Origin of the sequence: Mesorhizobium sp. YIM 152430 (assembly GCF_029210365.1) — a bacterium.
GTDB lineage: Bacteria > Pseudomonadota > Alphaproteobacteria > Rhizobiales > Rhizobiaceae > Aliihoeflea.
The window spans coordinates 62,887-77,257 of sequence record NZ_JARGES010000056.1 but is presented as its reverse complement, the minus strand read 5'-3'; the positions used below and the strand labels follow the sequence as shown (position 1 = coordinate 77,257).

At 65.1% G+C, this 14,371-nt stretch carries 19 protein-coding genes; 4 read left to right on the top strand and 15 right to left on the bottom strand.

The annotated features are described in order from the left end of the window. Positions 1 to 31 precede the first annotated feature (31 nt). From PZ895_RS18040 to PZ895_RS17970, 15 genes are all read right to left on the bottom strand, one after another. A complete protein-coding gene (locus tag PZ895_RS18040) occupies positions 32 to 811 on the bottom strand; it encodes a flagellin (protein WP_275840370.1) in 780 nt (259 codons plus the stop codon). Positions 812 to 1,168: 357 nt separating this feature from the next. Further along, positions 1,169 to 1,903, bottom strand: a complete 735-nt coding sequence (gene fliP, locus PZ895_RS18035; RefSeq protein ID WP_275840369.1) for a flagellar type III secretion system pore protein FliP — start codon at positions 1,901 to 1,903, stop codon at positions 1,169 to 1,171. Then, entirely contained in the window at positions 1,900 to 2,388 is a 489-nt protein-coding gene (locus PZ895_RS18030; protein WP_275840368.1) for a flagellar basal body-associated protein FliL, read from the bottom strand. Before PZ895_RS18030 ends, fliP begins: the two co-directional genes overlap by 4 nt. 12 nt (positions 2,389 to 2,400) lie before the next feature. Further along, a complete protein-coding gene (gene flgH, locus PZ895_RS18025; RefSeq protein WP_275840595.1) occupies positions 2,401 to 3,102 on the bottom strand; it encodes a flagellar basal body L-ring protein FlgH in 702 nt (233 codons plus the stop codon). Next, complete coding sequence (locus tag PZ895_RS18020) at positions 3,102 to 3,590, bottom strand: MotE family protein (RefSeq protein WP_275840367.1); 489 nt, start codon at positions 3,588 to 3,590, stop codon at positions 3,102 to 3,104. Before PZ895_RS18020 ends, flgH begins: the two co-directional genes overlap by 1 nt. A 17-nt stretch (positions 3,591 to 3,607) precedes the next feature. Then, positions 3,608 to 4,708, bottom strand: coding sequence for a flagellar basal body P-ring protein FlgI (locus PZ895_RS18015; protein ID WP_275840594.1), 1,101 nt, complete (start codon positions 4,706 to 4,708; stop codon positions 3,608 to 3,610). Beyond that, the gene (flgA, locus tag PZ895_RS18010) at positions 4,708 to 5,166 is read right to left on the bottom strand and encodes a flagellar basal body P-ring formation chaperone FlgA (protein WP_275840366.1); all 459 of its coding nucleotides are present in this window, start codon (positions 5,164 to 5,166) and stop codon (positions 4,708 to 4,710) included. The genes PZ895_RS18015 and flgA overlap by 1 nt, the downstream gene beginning before the upstream one ends. A 6-nt stretch (positions 5,167 to 5,172) precedes the next feature. Then, positions 5,173 to 5,961: a flagellar basal-body rod protein FlgG gene (flgG, locus tag PZ895_RS18005; RefSeq protein WP_275840365.1), complete on the bottom strand. Its 789-nt coding sequence runs from the start codon at positions 5,959 to 5,961 to the stop codon at positions 5,173 to 5,175. Positions 5,962 to 5,975: 14 nt separating this feature from the next. Further along, a complete protein-coding gene (locus tag PZ895_RS18000) occupies positions 5,976 to 6,287 on the bottom strand; it encodes a flagellar hook-basal body complex protein FliE (RefSeq protein WP_275840364.1) in 312 nt (103 codons plus the stop codon). Next, complete coding sequence (gene flgC, locus PZ895_RS17995) at positions 6,287 to 6,703, bottom strand: flagellar basal body rod protein FlgC (RefSeq protein WP_275840363.1); 417 nt, start codon at positions 6,701 to 6,703, stop codon at positions 6,287 to 6,289. The genes PZ895_RS18000 and flgC overlap by 1 nt, the downstream gene beginning before the upstream one ends. Positions 6,704 to 6,708: 5 nt before the next feature. Further along, positions 6,709 to 7,089 carry a flagellar basal body rod protein FlgB gene (gene flgB, locus PZ895_RS17990; RefSeq protein ID WP_275840362.1) on the bottom strand — a complete coding sequence of 127 codons (381 nt, stop codon included), beginning with the start codon at positions 7,087 to 7,089 and terminating at the stop codon, positions 6,709 to 6,711. Positions 7,090 to 7,152: 63 nt separating this feature from the next. Beyond that, positions 7,153 to 7,692 carry a hypothetical protein gene (locus tag PZ895_RS17985; protein WP_275840361.1) on the bottom strand — a complete coding sequence of 180 codons (540 nt, stop codon included), beginning with the start codon at positions 7,690 to 7,692 and terminating at the stop codon, positions 7,153 to 7,155. After that, complete coding sequence (gene fliI, locus PZ895_RS17980) at positions 7,673 to 9,037, bottom strand: flagellar protein export ATPase FliI (RefSeq protein ID WP_275840360.1); 1,365 nt, start codon at positions 9,035 to 9,037, stop codon at positions 7,673 to 7,675. The genes PZ895_RS17985 and fliI overlap by 20 nt, the downstream gene beginning before the upstream one ends. 1 nt (position 9,038) lies before the next feature. After that, positions 9,039 to 9,758 carry a flagellar basal-body rod protein FlgF gene (gene flgF / locus PZ895_RS17975; RefSeq protein ID WP_275840359.1) on the bottom strand — a complete coding sequence of 240 codons (720 nt, stop codon included), beginning with the start codon at positions 9,756 to 9,758 and terminating at the stop codon, positions 9,039 to 9,041. Between the two features lie 9 nt (positions 9,759 to 9,767). Further along, positions 9,768 to 10,883, bottom strand: coding sequence for a DUF1217 domain-containing protein (locus tag PZ895_RS17970; protein WP_275840358.1), 1,116 nt, complete (start codon positions 10,881 to 10,883; stop codon positions 9,768 to 9,770). Between the two features lie 138 nt (positions 10,884 to 11,021). Between PZ895_RS17970 and motA the strand changes: the two genes are divergently transcribed. Genes motA through PZ895_RS17950 form a run of 4 tightly spaced genes read left to right on the top strand, consistent with a single transcriptional unit; the run spans position 11,022 to position 14,370 of the window. Next, the gene (gene motA / locus PZ895_RS17965) at positions 11,022 to 11,900 is read left to right on the top strand and encodes a flagellar motor stator protein MotA (RefSeq protein ID WP_275840357.1); all 879 of its coding nucleotides are present in this window, start codon (positions 11,022 to 11,024) and stop codon (positions 11,898 to 11,900) included. Positions 11,901 to 11,930: 30 nt separating this feature from the next. Continuing rightward, on the top strand, positions 11,931 to 12,872 hold the full coding sequence (locus tag PZ895_RS17960) for a FliM/FliN family flagellar motor switch protein (RefSeq protein ID WP_275840356.1): 942 nt from the start codon (positions 11,931 to 11,933) through the stop codon (positions 12,870 to 12,872). 20 nt (positions 12,873 to 12,892) lie between these two features. Further along, positions 12,893 to 13,318 carry a flagellar motor switch protein FliN gene (gene fliN / locus PZ895_RS17955; RefSeq protein ID WP_275840355.1) on the top strand — a complete coding sequence of 142 codons (426 nt, stop codon included), beginning with the start codon at positions 12,893 to 12,895 and terminating at the stop codon, positions 13,316 to 13,318. Then, positions 13,318 to 14,370, top strand: coding sequence for a flagellar motor switch protein FliG (locus tag PZ895_RS17950; RefSeq protein WP_275840354.1), 1,053 nt, complete (start codon positions 13,318 to 13,320; stop codon positions 14,368 to 14,370). Before fliN ends, PZ895_RS17950 begins: the two co-directional genes overlap by 1 nt. The last annotated feature ends 1 nt before the right edge of the window (position 14,371 follow it).

Sequence of the window (14,371 nt, the reverse complement as noted above, 5' to 3'; positions counted from 1 at the left end):
CCGATCCATGAAGTCAGACTGTGCGTTCCGATTAACGGAAGAGCGACAGGATCGACTGCGAGTTCTGGTTGGCGATCGACAGCGCCTGGATGCCGAGCTGCTGCTGCGTCTGCAGAGCCGAGAGGCGGGCCGATTCGGCGTTCATGTCGGCGTCGACCAGGACGCCCACGCCGCGGTCGATGGCGTCCATAAGCTTGCCGGTGAACTCGAGCTGCGAGTCGATGCGGGCCTTGGAGGCGCCCATCGTGGCGGCAGCGGCGCGCATGGCGTCGAGGGCCGTCTGCGAGGATGCAGCGTCGAGCATCGTGGCGCTTTCGCCTTCGAGATCGTAGGCAGCAACCGTAACGGTCGTGACGCCACCGGCAGCGGTATAAGAACTCACGATGTTGACGGCTGCACCGCCGGCCGAGATCAGGTTCTGGCCTTCGAAGTCGGACGAGGTGGCGATCGAGACCATCTGCGCCTTCAGTTCGACGATTTCCGCGTCGATCGCAGCCGTGTCGACGCCGTCCTGTTCGCGGGCGACGTATTTCTGCATGATCTGTTCGGCGAGCTTGATGCCCTCTTCGAGACCGGTGACTGCGGTGTCGACGACGGCGGCGCCGAAGCCGAGCGAGTCCTTGACGGCCGAAAGCGCACCGCTCTGCGCCTTCATGCCCGTGGCGATCGACCAGTAGGCCGCGTTGTCGGATGCGGTCGAAACGCGCTCGCCGGTGGCGATGCGGTTCTGCGTCGTCGCGAGATTCTTGTTGGTGCTCTGCAACGTCTGGAGAGCGGTCATTGCGGAGGTGTTGGTGAGAAGGCTCGACATGATAATTGCCCCTGTGTGTACGGAAAACTCTACGGGACATACCGGGCTTCAGAACCGGTGCGACGGAGCGGCATCATGCCTGTGACATCCCCTCAATGAGCGTCAGTCCGTCGTGCCTCGTGATTCATAGGGACGAGGTCTTAACGAGGTGTTTCACAGGTTGTTTATTTTCAAAAGGATGGGGCTTTTTGAGCCGGACCCCCACCCTTTATCCCTCCCCACAAGGGGGGAGGGAGCCGTCGGCGTTGAGTCTGACCCTTCAATGCTTCATCCAGTTTGAAGAGTGGACTCGACGTGGATGCCCACCCTCCCCCTTGTGGGGAGGGATAAAGGGTGGGGGTCACTTCAGGAAGAACTTCAGGCGATCGACCTGACCAGACTGCCGACGAGCAGGTTCCAGCCGTCGATCAGGACGAAGAACAGGATCTTGAAGGGCAGGGCCACGACGGTGGGGGGGAGCATCATCATGCCCATCGCCATGGTGATGGTCGCGACGATGAGGTCGATGACGAGGAAAGGCAGGACGATGAGGAAGCCGATCTCGAAGCCGCGCCGGATTTCCGAGATCAGGAAGGCCGGGACGAGGATGCGCATGTCGACCGCCTCGCCCTCGGCGATCGCCTGGCCGCGCTCGGCGGCAAGGTCTGCGAAAAGCGCGAGGTCCTGGTCGCGCACGTTGCGCAGCATGAAGGCGCGGAACGGCTCCGCGATCTCGGTGACCGCTTCCTCTTCACTGATTTCGTTGTTGATGAGCGGTTGGAGGCCGTTCTGCCACGCGCGGTCGAAGGTCGGCGACATGACGTAGAAGGTCATGAAGAGCGACAGCGAGATCAGGATCAAATTCGCCGGCGTCGAGGGCAGGCCCATGCCGGCGCGCAGGATCGACAGCGCGATGACGAAGCGGGTGAAGCTCGTCACCATGATCAGGATGCCCGGCGCGACGGAGAGAACCGTCAATATGCCGAAGAGCTGGATGATCGTGCCGACCGTCGAGCCGTCCGTCTGGCCGGTCAAGGCGCCGAGGTCGAGCGTCTGTGCGCCGGCCGATCCCGTCAGCCAGAAAAAGGCGATCGCGTAGACGAGAAATTTCATTCGAAGAGCAGCGTCCTAATCAGGACGCCCTTTATCTTGCCGTCGGAGCGGATGCGGGCGATGTCGTCGAGATCGGCCTTGAAGTGGCGATACCCCGAGGCACCCTCGATCTGGTGCGGCTTGATCGTGCGCAGGAAGGCGAGGATGTCCTGATGGACGGCTTCGCCGACGAGTTCGTCGACCTTTTCCTCGAAGAGGAGCGTGGTTTCGAGTCGGGCCCAGACGTCGGCGGGGGCGGCGAGCGCGGTGGTGATGGCGGGCAGCGGCAGGAGGGCGAGGCTCGATTCGTGCGCGCCCGCCTCGGCGCCGGCGATCGTTTCGGCAGCTTCGGCCTTGGCGGCGCGCGCCTCGGACCCCAGCATGTCGCCGAGGAACCAGCCTGCGCCGACGGCACCTGCCGTCAGCACGAGAAAGACGACGCCCGTCACGACGACGGAGCCACCCTTCTTCTTCTCGCCCGTCTTGTCTTCGATCGCTGCGGCCATGGTTGCGATCTCCTAGAAGGGCAGCACGGTGTCGACGACCTGCTGCCCCCAGGTCGGCTGCTGGACCTCGGAAAGACGGCCGCGTCCGCCATAGGAGACGCGGGCCTCGGCGATGCGCTCATAGGAAATGGTGTTTTCGGCTCCGATATCCGACGGGCGCACGATGCCGGCGATGGTGAGGATGCGCAGTTCCGCGTTCACGCGCACTTCCTGCGAGCCCATGATCAGGAGATTGCCGTTCGGCAGGACGTCGGTGACGACGGCGGCGACGCGCATGTTGATCTGTTCGGAGCGTTCGGTCGAGCCCCGGCCAAGGCTCTGGCTGTTGCCCGAAGCCGTCAGGTCGAGCCCCCCGCCGGTGGATGCTCCTTCGAACGACGCGTTACCGGACAGGCCCATGGAGCGGGCCGAGGTGCGCCGGCGATCTGATTCATTGTTGAGGGCGGCGCGGTCGTTGATCGAGATCAGAACCGTCAGGATGTCGCCATTGTCGAGCGCGCGGGCATCGGTGAAGAGCCGGCTCTGGCGGTCGTCCCAGAGCGAGTTGCGACGCACCTGCGGCGCTTCGGGATTGGGGTAGGTCATGGTCTGCTTCGTGCCGGAGACGACACCGTAGCCGACCGGCGTCAGCTTCGGCTCGCGGCCGAGTTCGGCGGTCTGCGAGCAGCCGGCGAGGATGAGGAGGGTAAGGACGGCAATGCCGTTGCGGGCCATCATGACGGGTCCTTCTCGCGCGCGGCGCTCGCCATGATCGACGTGACGCCGGCGGCGGCCTTCGTTTCCATTTCATTCATGATGATGCCGGCCTTACGGGCGTCGAGCTTCATCAGGATGCCGGCGGCTAGCTCCGGCCCGAGTTCGGTCAGCCTTTCGGCGGCCGCGTCCGGGCGCATCCGGCCGTAGATGTCGACGACATTGTCGCGCGCCTTGGACAGGAACGTCTCGCGACGTGCCAGCCACTCCTCGTATTCGGCACGCTTTTCCTCCAGCGCTGCGATGCGGGCATCGACCTCGGCCTGGAGATTGCGCAGTTCCTGCGCCTGGAGCGCATAGCGCTGGTCGCGCGCGGCATCGGCGATGTTGGTGCAGAAGCGCTCGACATCGTTGGACGTGACCGGCGTTTCCTGCGTGGCGGCGGGGCCGGCGAGGACGGAAAGGCAGCCGGCGACCGCGGCAAGCCGCAATGTCTGGGAGAGGGTCATATGTGTCATCGCGCGGCCTATTGCACGACCAGCTCGGCCTGAAGCGCGCCGGCGGTCTTGATGCCCTGGAGGATTGAGATGATGCCGTCCGGCTTGACGCCGAGGCGGTTCAGACCGGCGACCAGCGCTTCGAGGTTCGGCCCGTCCAGAAGCGCGACCTGCGCGTCGGGCCGCTCAGCCTCGATCTGGGTGAAGTCCTCGATCGCGGTCTGGCCATCGGTAAAGGGGTCGGGCTGGACCACCTGCGGCATCTCGGTGATCCGCACGGTCAGCGACCCGTGGCTGATCGCAACGCGGGCGATCCGAACATCCTGGCCGATGACGATGGTGCCGGTGCGCTCGTCAACCACCACGCGGGCGGGCGTGTCGGACTGGACGGCGAGGTTCTCGATCTCGGCGTAAAAGCGCGCCGTCGAGATGTTGGCGGGCCGCGTGATCAGCACCGTGCGCGCGTCCTGCTCGGACGCGACGGCCGTGCCGAAGCGCTGGCGGGCATAAGTGTTGATCGCGTCGGTGATGCGCACGGCGGTCGAGAAATCGGGATTGCGCAATTGCAACGTCAGAGTCGCGTCGCCGTTGAAGGAGCCGGGCACCTGCCGCTCCACGATGGCGCCGTTCGGCACGCGGCCGGCGGTGGGCACGCCTTGCGTCAGCGTTTCGGCCGCGCCCTGCGCGGTGAAGCCGGAGACGATGATTCCGCCCTGCGCGACGGCATAGATGTCGCCGTCGGGCGCGCGCAGCGGGGTCATGACCAGCGTGCCGCCCTGCAACGAAGCCGCATCGCCCATCGACGAGACGTTGACGTCGATGCGCGCGCCCGACTGGACGAAGGCGGGCAGATTGGCGGTGACGATGACGGCCGCGACATTGCGCGAGCGCGCCGCCGAGCCCTGCGAGGCGATGCCGAGATTTTCGAGCATCGCGCGGATCGACTGTTCGGTGAAGGGCGAGTTGCGCAGACTGTCGCCGGAGCCTTGCAGACCGATGACGAGGCCGTAGCCGACGAGTTGGTTGTCGCGCGCGCTTTGCAGCGTTGCGACATCCTTGATGCGCGAGGTCGCGCCGGCCGGCAGGGCGAAGGCCGCGACGGCTGCGATGACGAAGATCCAGAACCGCATCATAATGCGGAGACCCGGACGGTGCCGTCGGCCATCACGACACCGGAGACGACCGCGCCGGAATCCAGATTGCGGACGCGCACGACGTCGCCGGCCGAACCCGGCTGGAGCGGCACGCCGGTGACCGAAATGATCAGGGGACCCTGCACGAACTGCATCTCGACCGGCTTGCCGGCCTCGACCACATAGGTGTCGCGCAGCGCGGCGACCGCGACCATGCGGCCGGGGAGCAGCGTGTTGCGCGCAACCTTGCCGGCGAACTGTTCCATCTCGAGCGCATAGATCGACGGATTGGGCAATTGCCGGCGCAGCGGCACGACTTCGAGCAGGTCGAAGCCGATCTCCTGGCCCGGATAGATGACGCGCGTCGGCACCACGACCGTTTCCTGCGCAGCGGCGAAAGCCGGTGCGAGAAAGGCCAGAGCAGCGAAGGCGATGCCGATCAAGCGACGCGACATGGCGTCCTACCTCATGTTCTGCGAAACGGTGGCCGCCATCTGGTCGGCGGTGGTGATGACCTTGGAATTCATCTCGTAGCCGCGCTGGGCGCTGATCAGTTCGGTGATTTCGCGAACCGGATCGACGTTGGAGCTTTCCAGATACCCTTGCGCGATCGTGCCGAGGCCGTCGATGCCGGGCAGGCCCTGCACCGGGTCGCCCGAAGCGGCGGTCTGGCGGAAGAGGTTGTCGCCGAGCGGCGCGAGACCGGCATCGTTGGCGAAGGCGACGAGGTTCAACTGGCCGAGATCGGCCGGCTCGTCCTGGCCGGGAATGCGCGCGAAGACCTGACCCGAGCCGTTGACCGTGAAGTCGAGCGCGTTTTCGGGAACGACGATGTTGGGCAGGACGCGCATCCCCTGCACCGTCACCACTTCGCCCTCGGCGTTGAGGTTGAATGCGCCGGCGCGGGTGTAGAGGACTTCTCCGTCCGGCCCCTCGATCTCGAACCAGCCGCCGCCCTGAATGGCGAGGTCGTGCGTGTTGCCGGTGGTGGCGAGCGCACCCTGCATGTGGACGTTGCGCACGGCAGCGAGCTTGACGCCGAGCCCGAAGCTCGCGCCTTCCGGCACGATGCCCGTATCGGCGCGCGCGGGCACGCCTTGCAGGCGGTCGACCTGATAGAGAAGATCGGTGAATTCGGCGCGGGCGCGCTTGAAGCCGGTCGTGTTCAGATTGGCGATGTTGTTGGCGATGACTTCGAGATTGGCCTGCTGGGCCGTCATCCCCGTAGCCGCGATGGCGAGCGCTTTCATTCAGGTCTTCTCCGTCAGATCTGCATACGGCTGATTTCGAGGTAGGAACTCACGATCTTGTCGCGGATCGCGATGGCCGCCTGGAGCGATTGTTCGGCGCTCATGACTGCGTCGACCACCTCACGCGTTTCGAGGCCGCCCTGCATTCCCTTGAAGGAAGCCTGCTCGGCGTTCTGAAGCTTGCCGATGGTCGCCATGGCCGTGTCGCCGAGCGCGTCGGCGAAGCTCTGTCCGATGGAGGCCGCCTGCGTGGGCTGCGCGAAGGAAGCCTCGAAGGGCCTGGCCGGCCCTTGCGCGTTCAGGAGGCCGGGAATGGCTGTCAGCATCAGGTGCTCCGCATCAGGTCGATTGTCATGGAAATCAGTTCGCGGGCCTGCTTGATGACCTGCAAATTGGCGTCATAGCCGCGATTGGCCTCGCGCATGTCGGCCATTTCGATCAGCATGTTGACGTTGGGCATCCGCACATAGCCGTTCGCGTCCGCCGCCTCGTGTCCCGGCAGATATTCGAGCGGGAAGGCGGTCTGGTCCCTGGCGATCGAGGTGACGTTGACGAAGGAACCGCCCGAGGCGCGGTCGAGTTCGGCGGCGAAGGTGATCGTCTTGCGCTGGAACGGATCGGCGCCGGGCGTCGACGCGGTCGACTGGGCGTTCGCCATGTTTTCCGAAACGATGCGCAGGCGTTCGGACTGCGCGCCGAGCCCAGAGGCGGCGACTTTCATGGAAGTGAGAAGCGGGTCCATCTGCGTCAGCCTCGCGTCGTCATCAGATACATGCGGTGGAACGCCTTCACGATGCCCGTATTGAGCTCCAGCCCGCGGCGGATTTCACCCGCCTTCATCAGTTCTTCCTCGATCGCGACCGTGTTCTTCGACGGCAGTTCGGCGCCGGAGACCTCGTTTTCGCGGATCTGGAAATCCTGGGCCGTGGCGCCGAGCGAGACGTGATTGACATGCGTCTGCTGCAACGAGACGCGCGTGTTCGACAGCACCTGTTCGAACGGCTCGACGTCCTTCGACGCATAGCCCGGCGTGTTCACATTGGCGATGTTGCCCGAGACGGTCGCCTGACGAACCGAAAGCCACTTGGCCTGTTCGGAAGCCAGCGAGAACAGGTTGACTGGTTGCATGACATGTTCCTCGATCTTGACGGGGAACCTAGCGGGCCAGTCTTGCGTCAGCCTTGCGGATGGTTACTCGACCGTAAAGACCGAGCCGTTCGAGTTGACGAGCACCCAGTTTCCATCACGTTGTTCGATCGAGGCGACGGTCGTCGCATCGGGCAGGGACGAGCCGGGCTGAACGACGAAGAGACCGCCATCGTCCTCGATCATGGCGCGGCCATTGGCGACGTGGACGAGGCGGTAGACAGGCAGTTCGCCGGGGAAGGGCTGTTCGGCGATCGCTTCGCGCGGCTCGTCGGCACCGGGCGTGCCGGTGGCGAAGAGGTCGAGTTCCATCACCGGGAACTCGTCGGGCGTCATCGGTGCCATGACCAGCGGCGGCTGGACCGTCGACGGGTCCGGGCGACCGGGCGTCATGTTGCCCGAAAAGCGCATCTCGGGGGGGCCGAAACTCTCCTGGTTGAAAAACACGTACCAGGGGAAGATGGCGCAGGCGAAGGCAAGGCCGAGTCCGCCCGCCGTGATGACGATGTCGCCCTTGGTCAGCCCGCGCCGGTGCAGGAACCGCTTCCAGGCCGTGTCGTGGGGATCAGTTTGCAGCGGGCGCAACGGGTTGCTCCTTGGGCTTCAGGCCGACGGCCAGATCGGCGAACGGGTCGCGCGAGGGGCCGTCATGCGGGGACTGGGCGAGCGCGGCATAGACGAGCGGCACCTGACGCACGGCCTGGTCGAGCTCGTGGTCGGCGCCGGGCTGGTAGCCGCCGAGAAGGCGGATGTCGCGCGTGTCCTCGAAGCGGGCGATCAGCGCCTTCAGCATGGTGACCAGCTTGCGCTCCTCCGTCGACCATGCCTTCGAGCTCAGGCGCGAGATCGAGGCCAGCGGATCGACGGGCGGATAGCGGCCCTGCTCGGCGATGGTGCGTTCGAGGACGACATGGCCGTCGAGAATGCCGCGCGTCGCGTCGGCGACGGGATCGTTGTGGTCGTCGCCGTCGATCAGCACGGACAGGATGGCGGTGATCGAGCCTTCGCCGGCGGGGCCGGGGCCGGCACGTTCGAGAAGCTTGGGCAGGTCGGTGAAGACGGAGGCGGGATAGCCGCGCGCGACGGGCGGCTCGCCGGCGGCGATCGCGACCTCGCGCAACGCATGGGCGTAGCGCGTGATGGAGTCGAGGACGAGCAGCACCCGGTCGCCGCGGGCGCGGAAATATTCGGCGACGCTCATCGCCGTCTCGGGCGCGCGCCGGCGCATCATCGCGCTCTCGTCGCTGGTCGAGACGATGGCGACCGTCTTGCGGATCGCCTTGCCGATCGTGTCCTCGAGAAATTCGCGGACCTCGCGTCCGCGCTCGCCGATCAGCGCCACGACGACCGTGTCGAAGGCGTCGGCATTGGCGAGCATGGCGAGCAGCGTCGACTTGCCGACGCCGGAGCCGGCGAAGACGCCCATGCGCTGGCCGTAGCAAAGCGGGGTGAAGATATCGATGACCTTGACGCCGGTGCGAAACGGGGTGTCGACGCGCTGGCGCGACATGGCCGCCGGCGCGGACCGTGCCGTGTCGGCCGTGCCCGGCGCAAGGGGACCTAAGCCGTCGATCGGTCGGCAGAGCGCGTCGATGGCGCGGCCGTGCCAGGAGTCGTCCGGGGCAAGTCCGAGCGACCCGACGATCGTCACCGTCTCGCCGACACCCGCATCGGCGGAGCGGTCGAAGGGGGAGACCATGACGCCGGACGAGGCGATCTGGACGACCTCGCCAAGCTTCAGCCCGGCGCGGGAACGCAGTTCCACCACATCGCCAAGACGCGCGGTGCGCGTCAGCCCGTCGACCATGATGTGGGTTGCGGTGACCTCGGTCACGCGGCCGCCGGTGCGCACGAGCCCGTCCGCATCGGCAAAGCGCAGATGCAGCCGTTCGAGCGCTTCGAGCGCGGTCGGGACCGGCGTCGATCTCATCTTACGAGCCCAGCGCCTTCACCGCTTCGTCGAGCGTCGTTTCGCTGTTGCGGGTCAGTGCCGCCATGTTCTCGAAGGCACGCTGGACCTGGATCAGCCGAGTCATTTCAAGAACCGGATCGACGTTGGAATTTTCCACGAAGCCCTGCATCACGCCGACATCGATGCGGTCGACGACGGGCTGCGGCTCGACCGGCGGGACGACGCCGGAATTGCCGTAGCGGACGAAATCCGCGCCCGGGTTGAATTCGAACAGGCCGATGCCGCCGACGAGATTGCCGCCCTGGCGGATGATGCCGTCGGCGGAGACGACGGGCGGTCCGGCCTGCGGGTCGAGAATGATTTCGGCGCCGCCGGCATCGACGACCGGATGGCCTTCGATCGAGACGAGCTGGCCGTTCGGCTGGATGGTAAAGCGGCCATCGCGGGTCATGATCAGTCCCTGCGGCGTCTGGATGCCGAACCAGGCATCGCCCTTGACCGCCATGTCGAGCGGATTGCCCGTTTCCTTCATGCCTCCAGATGTGGTCGACAAATAGGTCTCGCCGGTCGACACGAACGACATCGCGCCCTTGCCCATGCCGGAGACGAGATCCTCGAACTTGACGCCCGTGGCGCGGAAGCCGACCGTGCCGGCATTGGCGACATTGTCGGCGATGGTGGTGAGGCGGCGTTCGAGCGCGACCTGCGATGAAAGGGCGACGTAAAGTCCGGGCTGCACGGGCGATCCTCAGCTTTTCATTCGGGCAAGTGTGAGAAGGATGTCCTGCGAGATGCCGAATTCGGGCTGCTGGAAAAGCACCAGGGCCGGATTGCTCGCCCCGCTCGACGGATTGTTCATTTCCCACATGGCGGCGAAGCGGGCGAGGAACTTGCCGAGCGCTTCGGGGTTCTTGAAGTCCTCGATGTCGAGGCGGCTTTCGAAGAACTTGACCTGCTTGTCGATGTCGGCTTGGGCGAACGCATCGGGAAGCCCGAGTGCGCCGCGCACGACCTGCGCCAGCGCCCTGTCGCCCAATACTTCGTACCAGTTGGAGATGCCGCCGGCCTTGCGCTCAAAGTAGAGTGCCAAACGAACGCCTTCGTTCTGCGTGCCGGCATCCTCCTCCAGCGTCTGGCGCATATAGCTGTCGACGGCAAGGTCGCCGGCCTTGGTGAAGGTCGTGGCGCTCGCGCCATATTCGGCGAAATTGTATGCCTGCACGAAAGCGAGAAGCTTCGGCTTTTCGGCTTCGTCCTTCGCAAGCGCGTCCACGCCCTCGACGCCGCCGGCAAGCAGCCGGCGGATGAAATCGGCATCGCCGGCACGCTCCTCGAGCCCGTAGGCACGGATCGCGTAGTCATAGACGCGCTGGTTGGCGATGAGTCCGTCGGCCGAGGTAATGGCCGGGATGGTCTGGAGGTAATAGGCGGTCTCGGCTTTCTGCGTCTCGGCGGGGATCAGGTCGCGCTTGGCGGCGATCGCATAGAGTTCCATCGCGCCGGCCTGGGCGGGATTGTAGGTCGTCGCGCCTGCGCCGTGCCTGGCGAAATCGAAGGCTTTGGCAAACTCGGCATAACGCTTGTCGGTCAGCTTGTTGGCGAAGGAATCGGGATCGGCGACGCCTTCCTCGAGCACCTTGACCATGAACGCCTTGGCGTAGGCCATGTCCTGAAGGCCGAACGCCTTCATCGCGTAGTTGAAGAGGCGAAAATCGTCGACGAACTCCTCGACGCTCGTGATCTTGCCGATATTGGCCAGGTAGTGCTCGGTCTCGCGCTGCACCATCGGCTGCGCCTCGATGCGCGCCAGAGAGCGGTCGAGATTGCGCACGATGTTCTGGTAGGTCGCAAGCGTCCCGATCACGGCCGAATCCTCTCGCCATCACAAACTACCCGCCCCATAGCGCGAACGGCTTGCGCGAAGCTGGCAGCGCCGCCGTTCAAGCCTCGCGCAAGGCGCAGGCGCTAGAGGAGAAGCGGTCTTGGCACGGGAAGGATCGTCGTGGGCATTCTCATTGGTTTCGTTGTCATCTTCGGGTGCGTGTTGGGCGGCTACATGGCCATGGGCGGCCATCTCGAGGTGCTTTACCAGCCCTGGGAACTGGTCATCATCGGCGGCGCCGGCGTCGGCACCTTCCTGATCGCCAATCCTCTTTCCACCGTGAAGGACGCCGGCAAGGCGACCATGGAGGCGATCAAGGGCGCGGTGCCGAAGGAACAGGACTATCTCGAAGTTCTCGGCGTGCTGCATTCCCTGATGCGCGAGTTGAAGACCAAATCGCGCAACGAGGTCGAGGCGCATATCGACAACCCGGAAGAATCGGCGATCTTCCAGGCCTATCCGACAGTCATCAAGAACAAGGACCTGACGAATTTCATCTGCGACTATTGCCGCATCATCATCATCGGCAACGCGCGCCCGTTCGAGATCGAGGCGCTGATGGACGAGGAAATCCACACCATCCGCCACGACAAGCTGAAATCCTACCATGCGCTGACCGTGGTCGGCGACGCGTTTCCGGCGCTCGGCATCGTCGCGGCCGTGCTCGGCGTCATCAAGGCAATGGGGGCCATCGACCAGTCGCCGGAAATCCTCGGCGGCCTCGTCGGCGCGGCCCTCGTCGGCACGTTCCTCGGCATCTTCCTGAACTACGCGGTCGTTGCGCCGGTCGCCGCCAAGATCAAGGTGGTGCGCGAGAAGAAGAACAGGCTCTACATCATCGTCAAGCAGACGCTGCTCGCCTACATGAACGGCTCGCTGCCGCAGGTCGCGCTCGAATTCGGCCGCAAGACGATTTCCGCCTATGACCGCCCGACGATCGACGCAGTGGAGCAAAGCACTTTGAATATGGGTGGCGAAGCGGCCAAAAAGGCTGCCTAATCGCCAAGTGATTCTCGTCAAGGTCCAGTAATGTCGCCTGCTCAAACGTCGCCAGCGCCCGTGCGCAGCCCGATCGTCGAACGTCTCGTCGGCGAAACGGGCGAACCGCAGCGCGTGGCGGATGCGGCGCAGGCGCTTGGCACGCGGGTTATCCCCCGGATTTTGAGCGATATCGAGGAACTGATCTCCTTCCCGCTGGAGATGGAAGTCGAGGCCGTCGAAGTCGTCCGTTTCGGCGAGGCACGGCCCAAGCGCCCGCAGTTCGAGGCGATGTCGATCGTGCCGTCGAAATCCTCGCCCGATGCGCTGGCGATCCTGGCCGGAGCCGATCTCGTCGGGCTTCTCGTCGGCGCCGTCTTCGGCGGCGATCCGGACCTTCCGGCCGAACCGATCACGCGCAAGCCTTCGCCCATCGAACTCGAACTGGTCGCTTCGCTGTTCGAAAGCGTCGCCAAAGCCTTCAACGGATCGGGCGAACGCGCGCTGGACCTGCGCTTTCCGGTAGGAACGCCCACGAGCGGGGCGGAACTCGGCAAGCTGGTGCTGCGCGACGGTCCGGGGGTCAAGATCACCTTCAAGCTCTCGTCTTCCGCCGGCTTCGGAACGCTCAGCGTGACCATGCCGCAGCGCGTGCTCCTGATGCATCGCGGCGATGCCGCGCAGGCCGCCGCACCGGGCGCGGCTACACCCGGCGCCTGGAAGGCGCGGTTCGGCGAGGAGGTGATGCGCTCCAGCGTCGCGCTGGAAGCGACGATCCCGCTGTCGAAAATGACGCTTTCCGAGCTGACAGGGCTGCGCGTCGGGCAGGTGATCGAATTTCCGCAGGATGCGCAGGCCAATACGCGCCTGTCAGCCCGGCGCAAGACAGTATTCGTATGCGAGTTCGGGAAGCTCGGGAATCACTTCACCGTCCGCGTCCGTCATCCCTATGATGCGGGCAAGGAATTCATGGACGGCCTGATCTCGGGCTGAAGGACTTGACTGGGGACGACATGACCAAGGCGCAGGCGACGAAGCCCGAAGACATCGAGGAAGAGCAGCTCAACCGCGCGATCGAGGAACTGCGCGGCGTGCTCAACGAAAGCGAAGGCGCCGCAGCAGCCGACACCGGAAAGATCGCGGGCGGCGCCAAGCCCGCATCGGCGGCCGATCTTGGCGAGCCGGCCGGCAATTCGATCATCATGAACATCCCCGTCGACGTGCAGATCGTGCTCGGCTCGACCGAGATGCCGGTTTCCGAGCTGATGGCGTTGCAGAAGGGCTCCACCGTCGCGCTCGACCGGCGCATCGGCGAGCCGGTCGACATCGTCGTCAACGGCCGCAAGATCGCGTCGGGCGAGATCACCGTTCTGGAAGACGATCCGTCGCGCTTCGGGGTGAAGCTCACCCAGATCGTGGACACGACCAAGCAAGGCTGATGAAACACGCCAACGCCCCCGCAGAGGATCCGCGCAGTTCCGCCCATGCGGCAACGCAAGGGCTGTCCAAGGCGCAGAAGGCCGCCGCCATTCTCGTCGCCATGGGCAAGCCCTCGGCCGGCAAGCTTCTCAAGTTCTTCAAGCAGGAGGAATTGAAGGCACTGATCGAGGCCGCGCGGATGTTGCAGACGATCTCGCAAGGCGAACTCGAACGCATCGTGGCCGAATTCGAGGGCGAGTTCACCGAGGGCGCGGGCCTGCTCGATTCCAGCGACAAGATGAACAGCCTCCTGAACGATACGTTCTCGCAGGACGAGGTCGATGTCATCATGGGGCGGGGCAAGCCGGGCGTCATCGCCGACGCCGCGCCCACCATCTGGTCGAAGCTCGACGACATGGAGCCCGCGAAGGTCAATCTCCTGCTCGCCGACGAGCACCCTCAGACGATCGCCGTCGTGCTGACCTCCATGAAGCCGCCGGCCGCAGCCAAGGTGGTGCTGACTTTCGGCAAGGCCGAGCGCAGCGACATCATCCGGCGGATGCTGGCGCTCAACACCGTCCAGCCGGCCGCCCACAAGCTGATCGAAGGCCAGTTGCAGAACCGGATCGCCGAACAGTCGAAGTCGAAGAATGTCGGCGTGGCGCAGGCGCGGGTCGCAAGCCTGCTGAACGAACTCGACAAATCCGAACTCGACGAGGTCATGTCGGACCTCGAAGCATCGGGACAGACGGACGTCGCCGCGCTGCGCTCGCGGCTCTTCTCCTTCGACGACATCGTCAAGCTGGACCAGAAGTCGCGCGTGGCGCTCTTCGACGGGCTGTCGACGGAGATCGTGACGCTGGCACTACGCGAATGCGATGCGGCGCTGCGCGAGGCGGCTCTGTCGGCGATCGGCGCGCGCTCGCGGCGCATGATCGAATCCGAACTTTCGGCGCCGGCGGACGTCAATCTCGACGCGATCATGAATGCGCGCAAGTCGATCGCCTCGACCGCGCTCAAGCTTTCGGGCGAGGGACTGGTCGAGTTGCCCGTTCTCGACAATGCGGCCTGAC

Coding starts and splice junctions, on each gene's coding strand:
- PZ895_RS18020 (WP_275840367.1), bottom strand. CDS start 3,590: ATGACCCTCTCCCAGACATTGCGGCTTGCCGCGGTCGCCGGCTGCCTT.
- PZ895_RS18015 (WP_275840594.1), bottom strand. CDS start 4,708: ATGCGGTTCTGGATCTTCGTCATCGCAGCCGTCGCGGCCTTCGCCCTG.
- PZ895_RS17960 (WP_275840356.1), top strand. CDS start 11,931: ATGTCGCCTGCTCAAACGTCGCCAGCGCCCGTGCGCAGCCCGATCGTC.
- fliN (WP_275840355.1), top strand. CDS start 12,893: ATGACCAAGGCGCAGGCGACGAAGCCCGAAGACATCGAGGAAGAGCAG.
- flgC (WP_275840363.1), bottom strand. CDS start 6,703: ATGGACCCGCTTCTCACTTCCATGAAAGTCGCCGCCTCTGGGCTCGGC.
- flgG (WP_275840365.1), bottom strand. CDS start 5,961: ATGAAAGCGCTCGCCATCGCGGCTACGGGGATGACGGCCCAGCAGGCC.
- PZ895_RS18040 (WP_275840370.1), bottom strand. CDS start 811: ATGTCGAGCCTTCTCACCAACACCTCCGCAATGACCGCTCTCCAGACG.
- PZ895_RS17950 (WP_275840354.1), top strand. CDS start 13,318: ATGAAACACGCCAACGCCCCCGCAGAGGATCCGCGCAGTTCCGCCCAT.
- PZ895_RS18000 (WP_275840364.1), bottom strand. CDS start 6,287: ATGCTGACAGCCATTCCCGGCCTCCTGAACGCGCAAGGGCCGGCCAGG.
- fliP (WP_275840369.1), bottom strand. CDS start 1,903: ATGAAATTTCTCGTCTACGCGATCGCCTTTTTCTGGCTGACGGGATCG.
- fliI (WP_275840360.1), bottom strand. CDS start 9,037: ATGAGATCGACGCCGGTCCCGACCGCGCTCGAAGCGCTCGAACGGCTG.
- flgH (WP_275840595.1), bottom strand. CDS start 3,102: ATGGCCCGCAACGGCATTGCCGTCCTTACCCTCCTCATCCTCGCCGGC.
- flgA (WP_275840366.1), bottom strand. CDS start 5,166: ATGTCGCGTCGCTTGATCGGCATCGCCTTCGCTGCTCTGGCCTTTCTC.
- PZ895_RS18030 (WP_275840368.1), bottom strand. CDS start 2,388: ATGGCCGCAGCGATCGAAGACAAGACGGGCGAGAAGAAGAAGGGTGGC.
- flgB (WP_275840362.1), bottom strand. CDS start 7,089: ATGCAACCAGTCAACCTGTTCTCGCTGGCTTCCGAACAGGCCAAGTGG.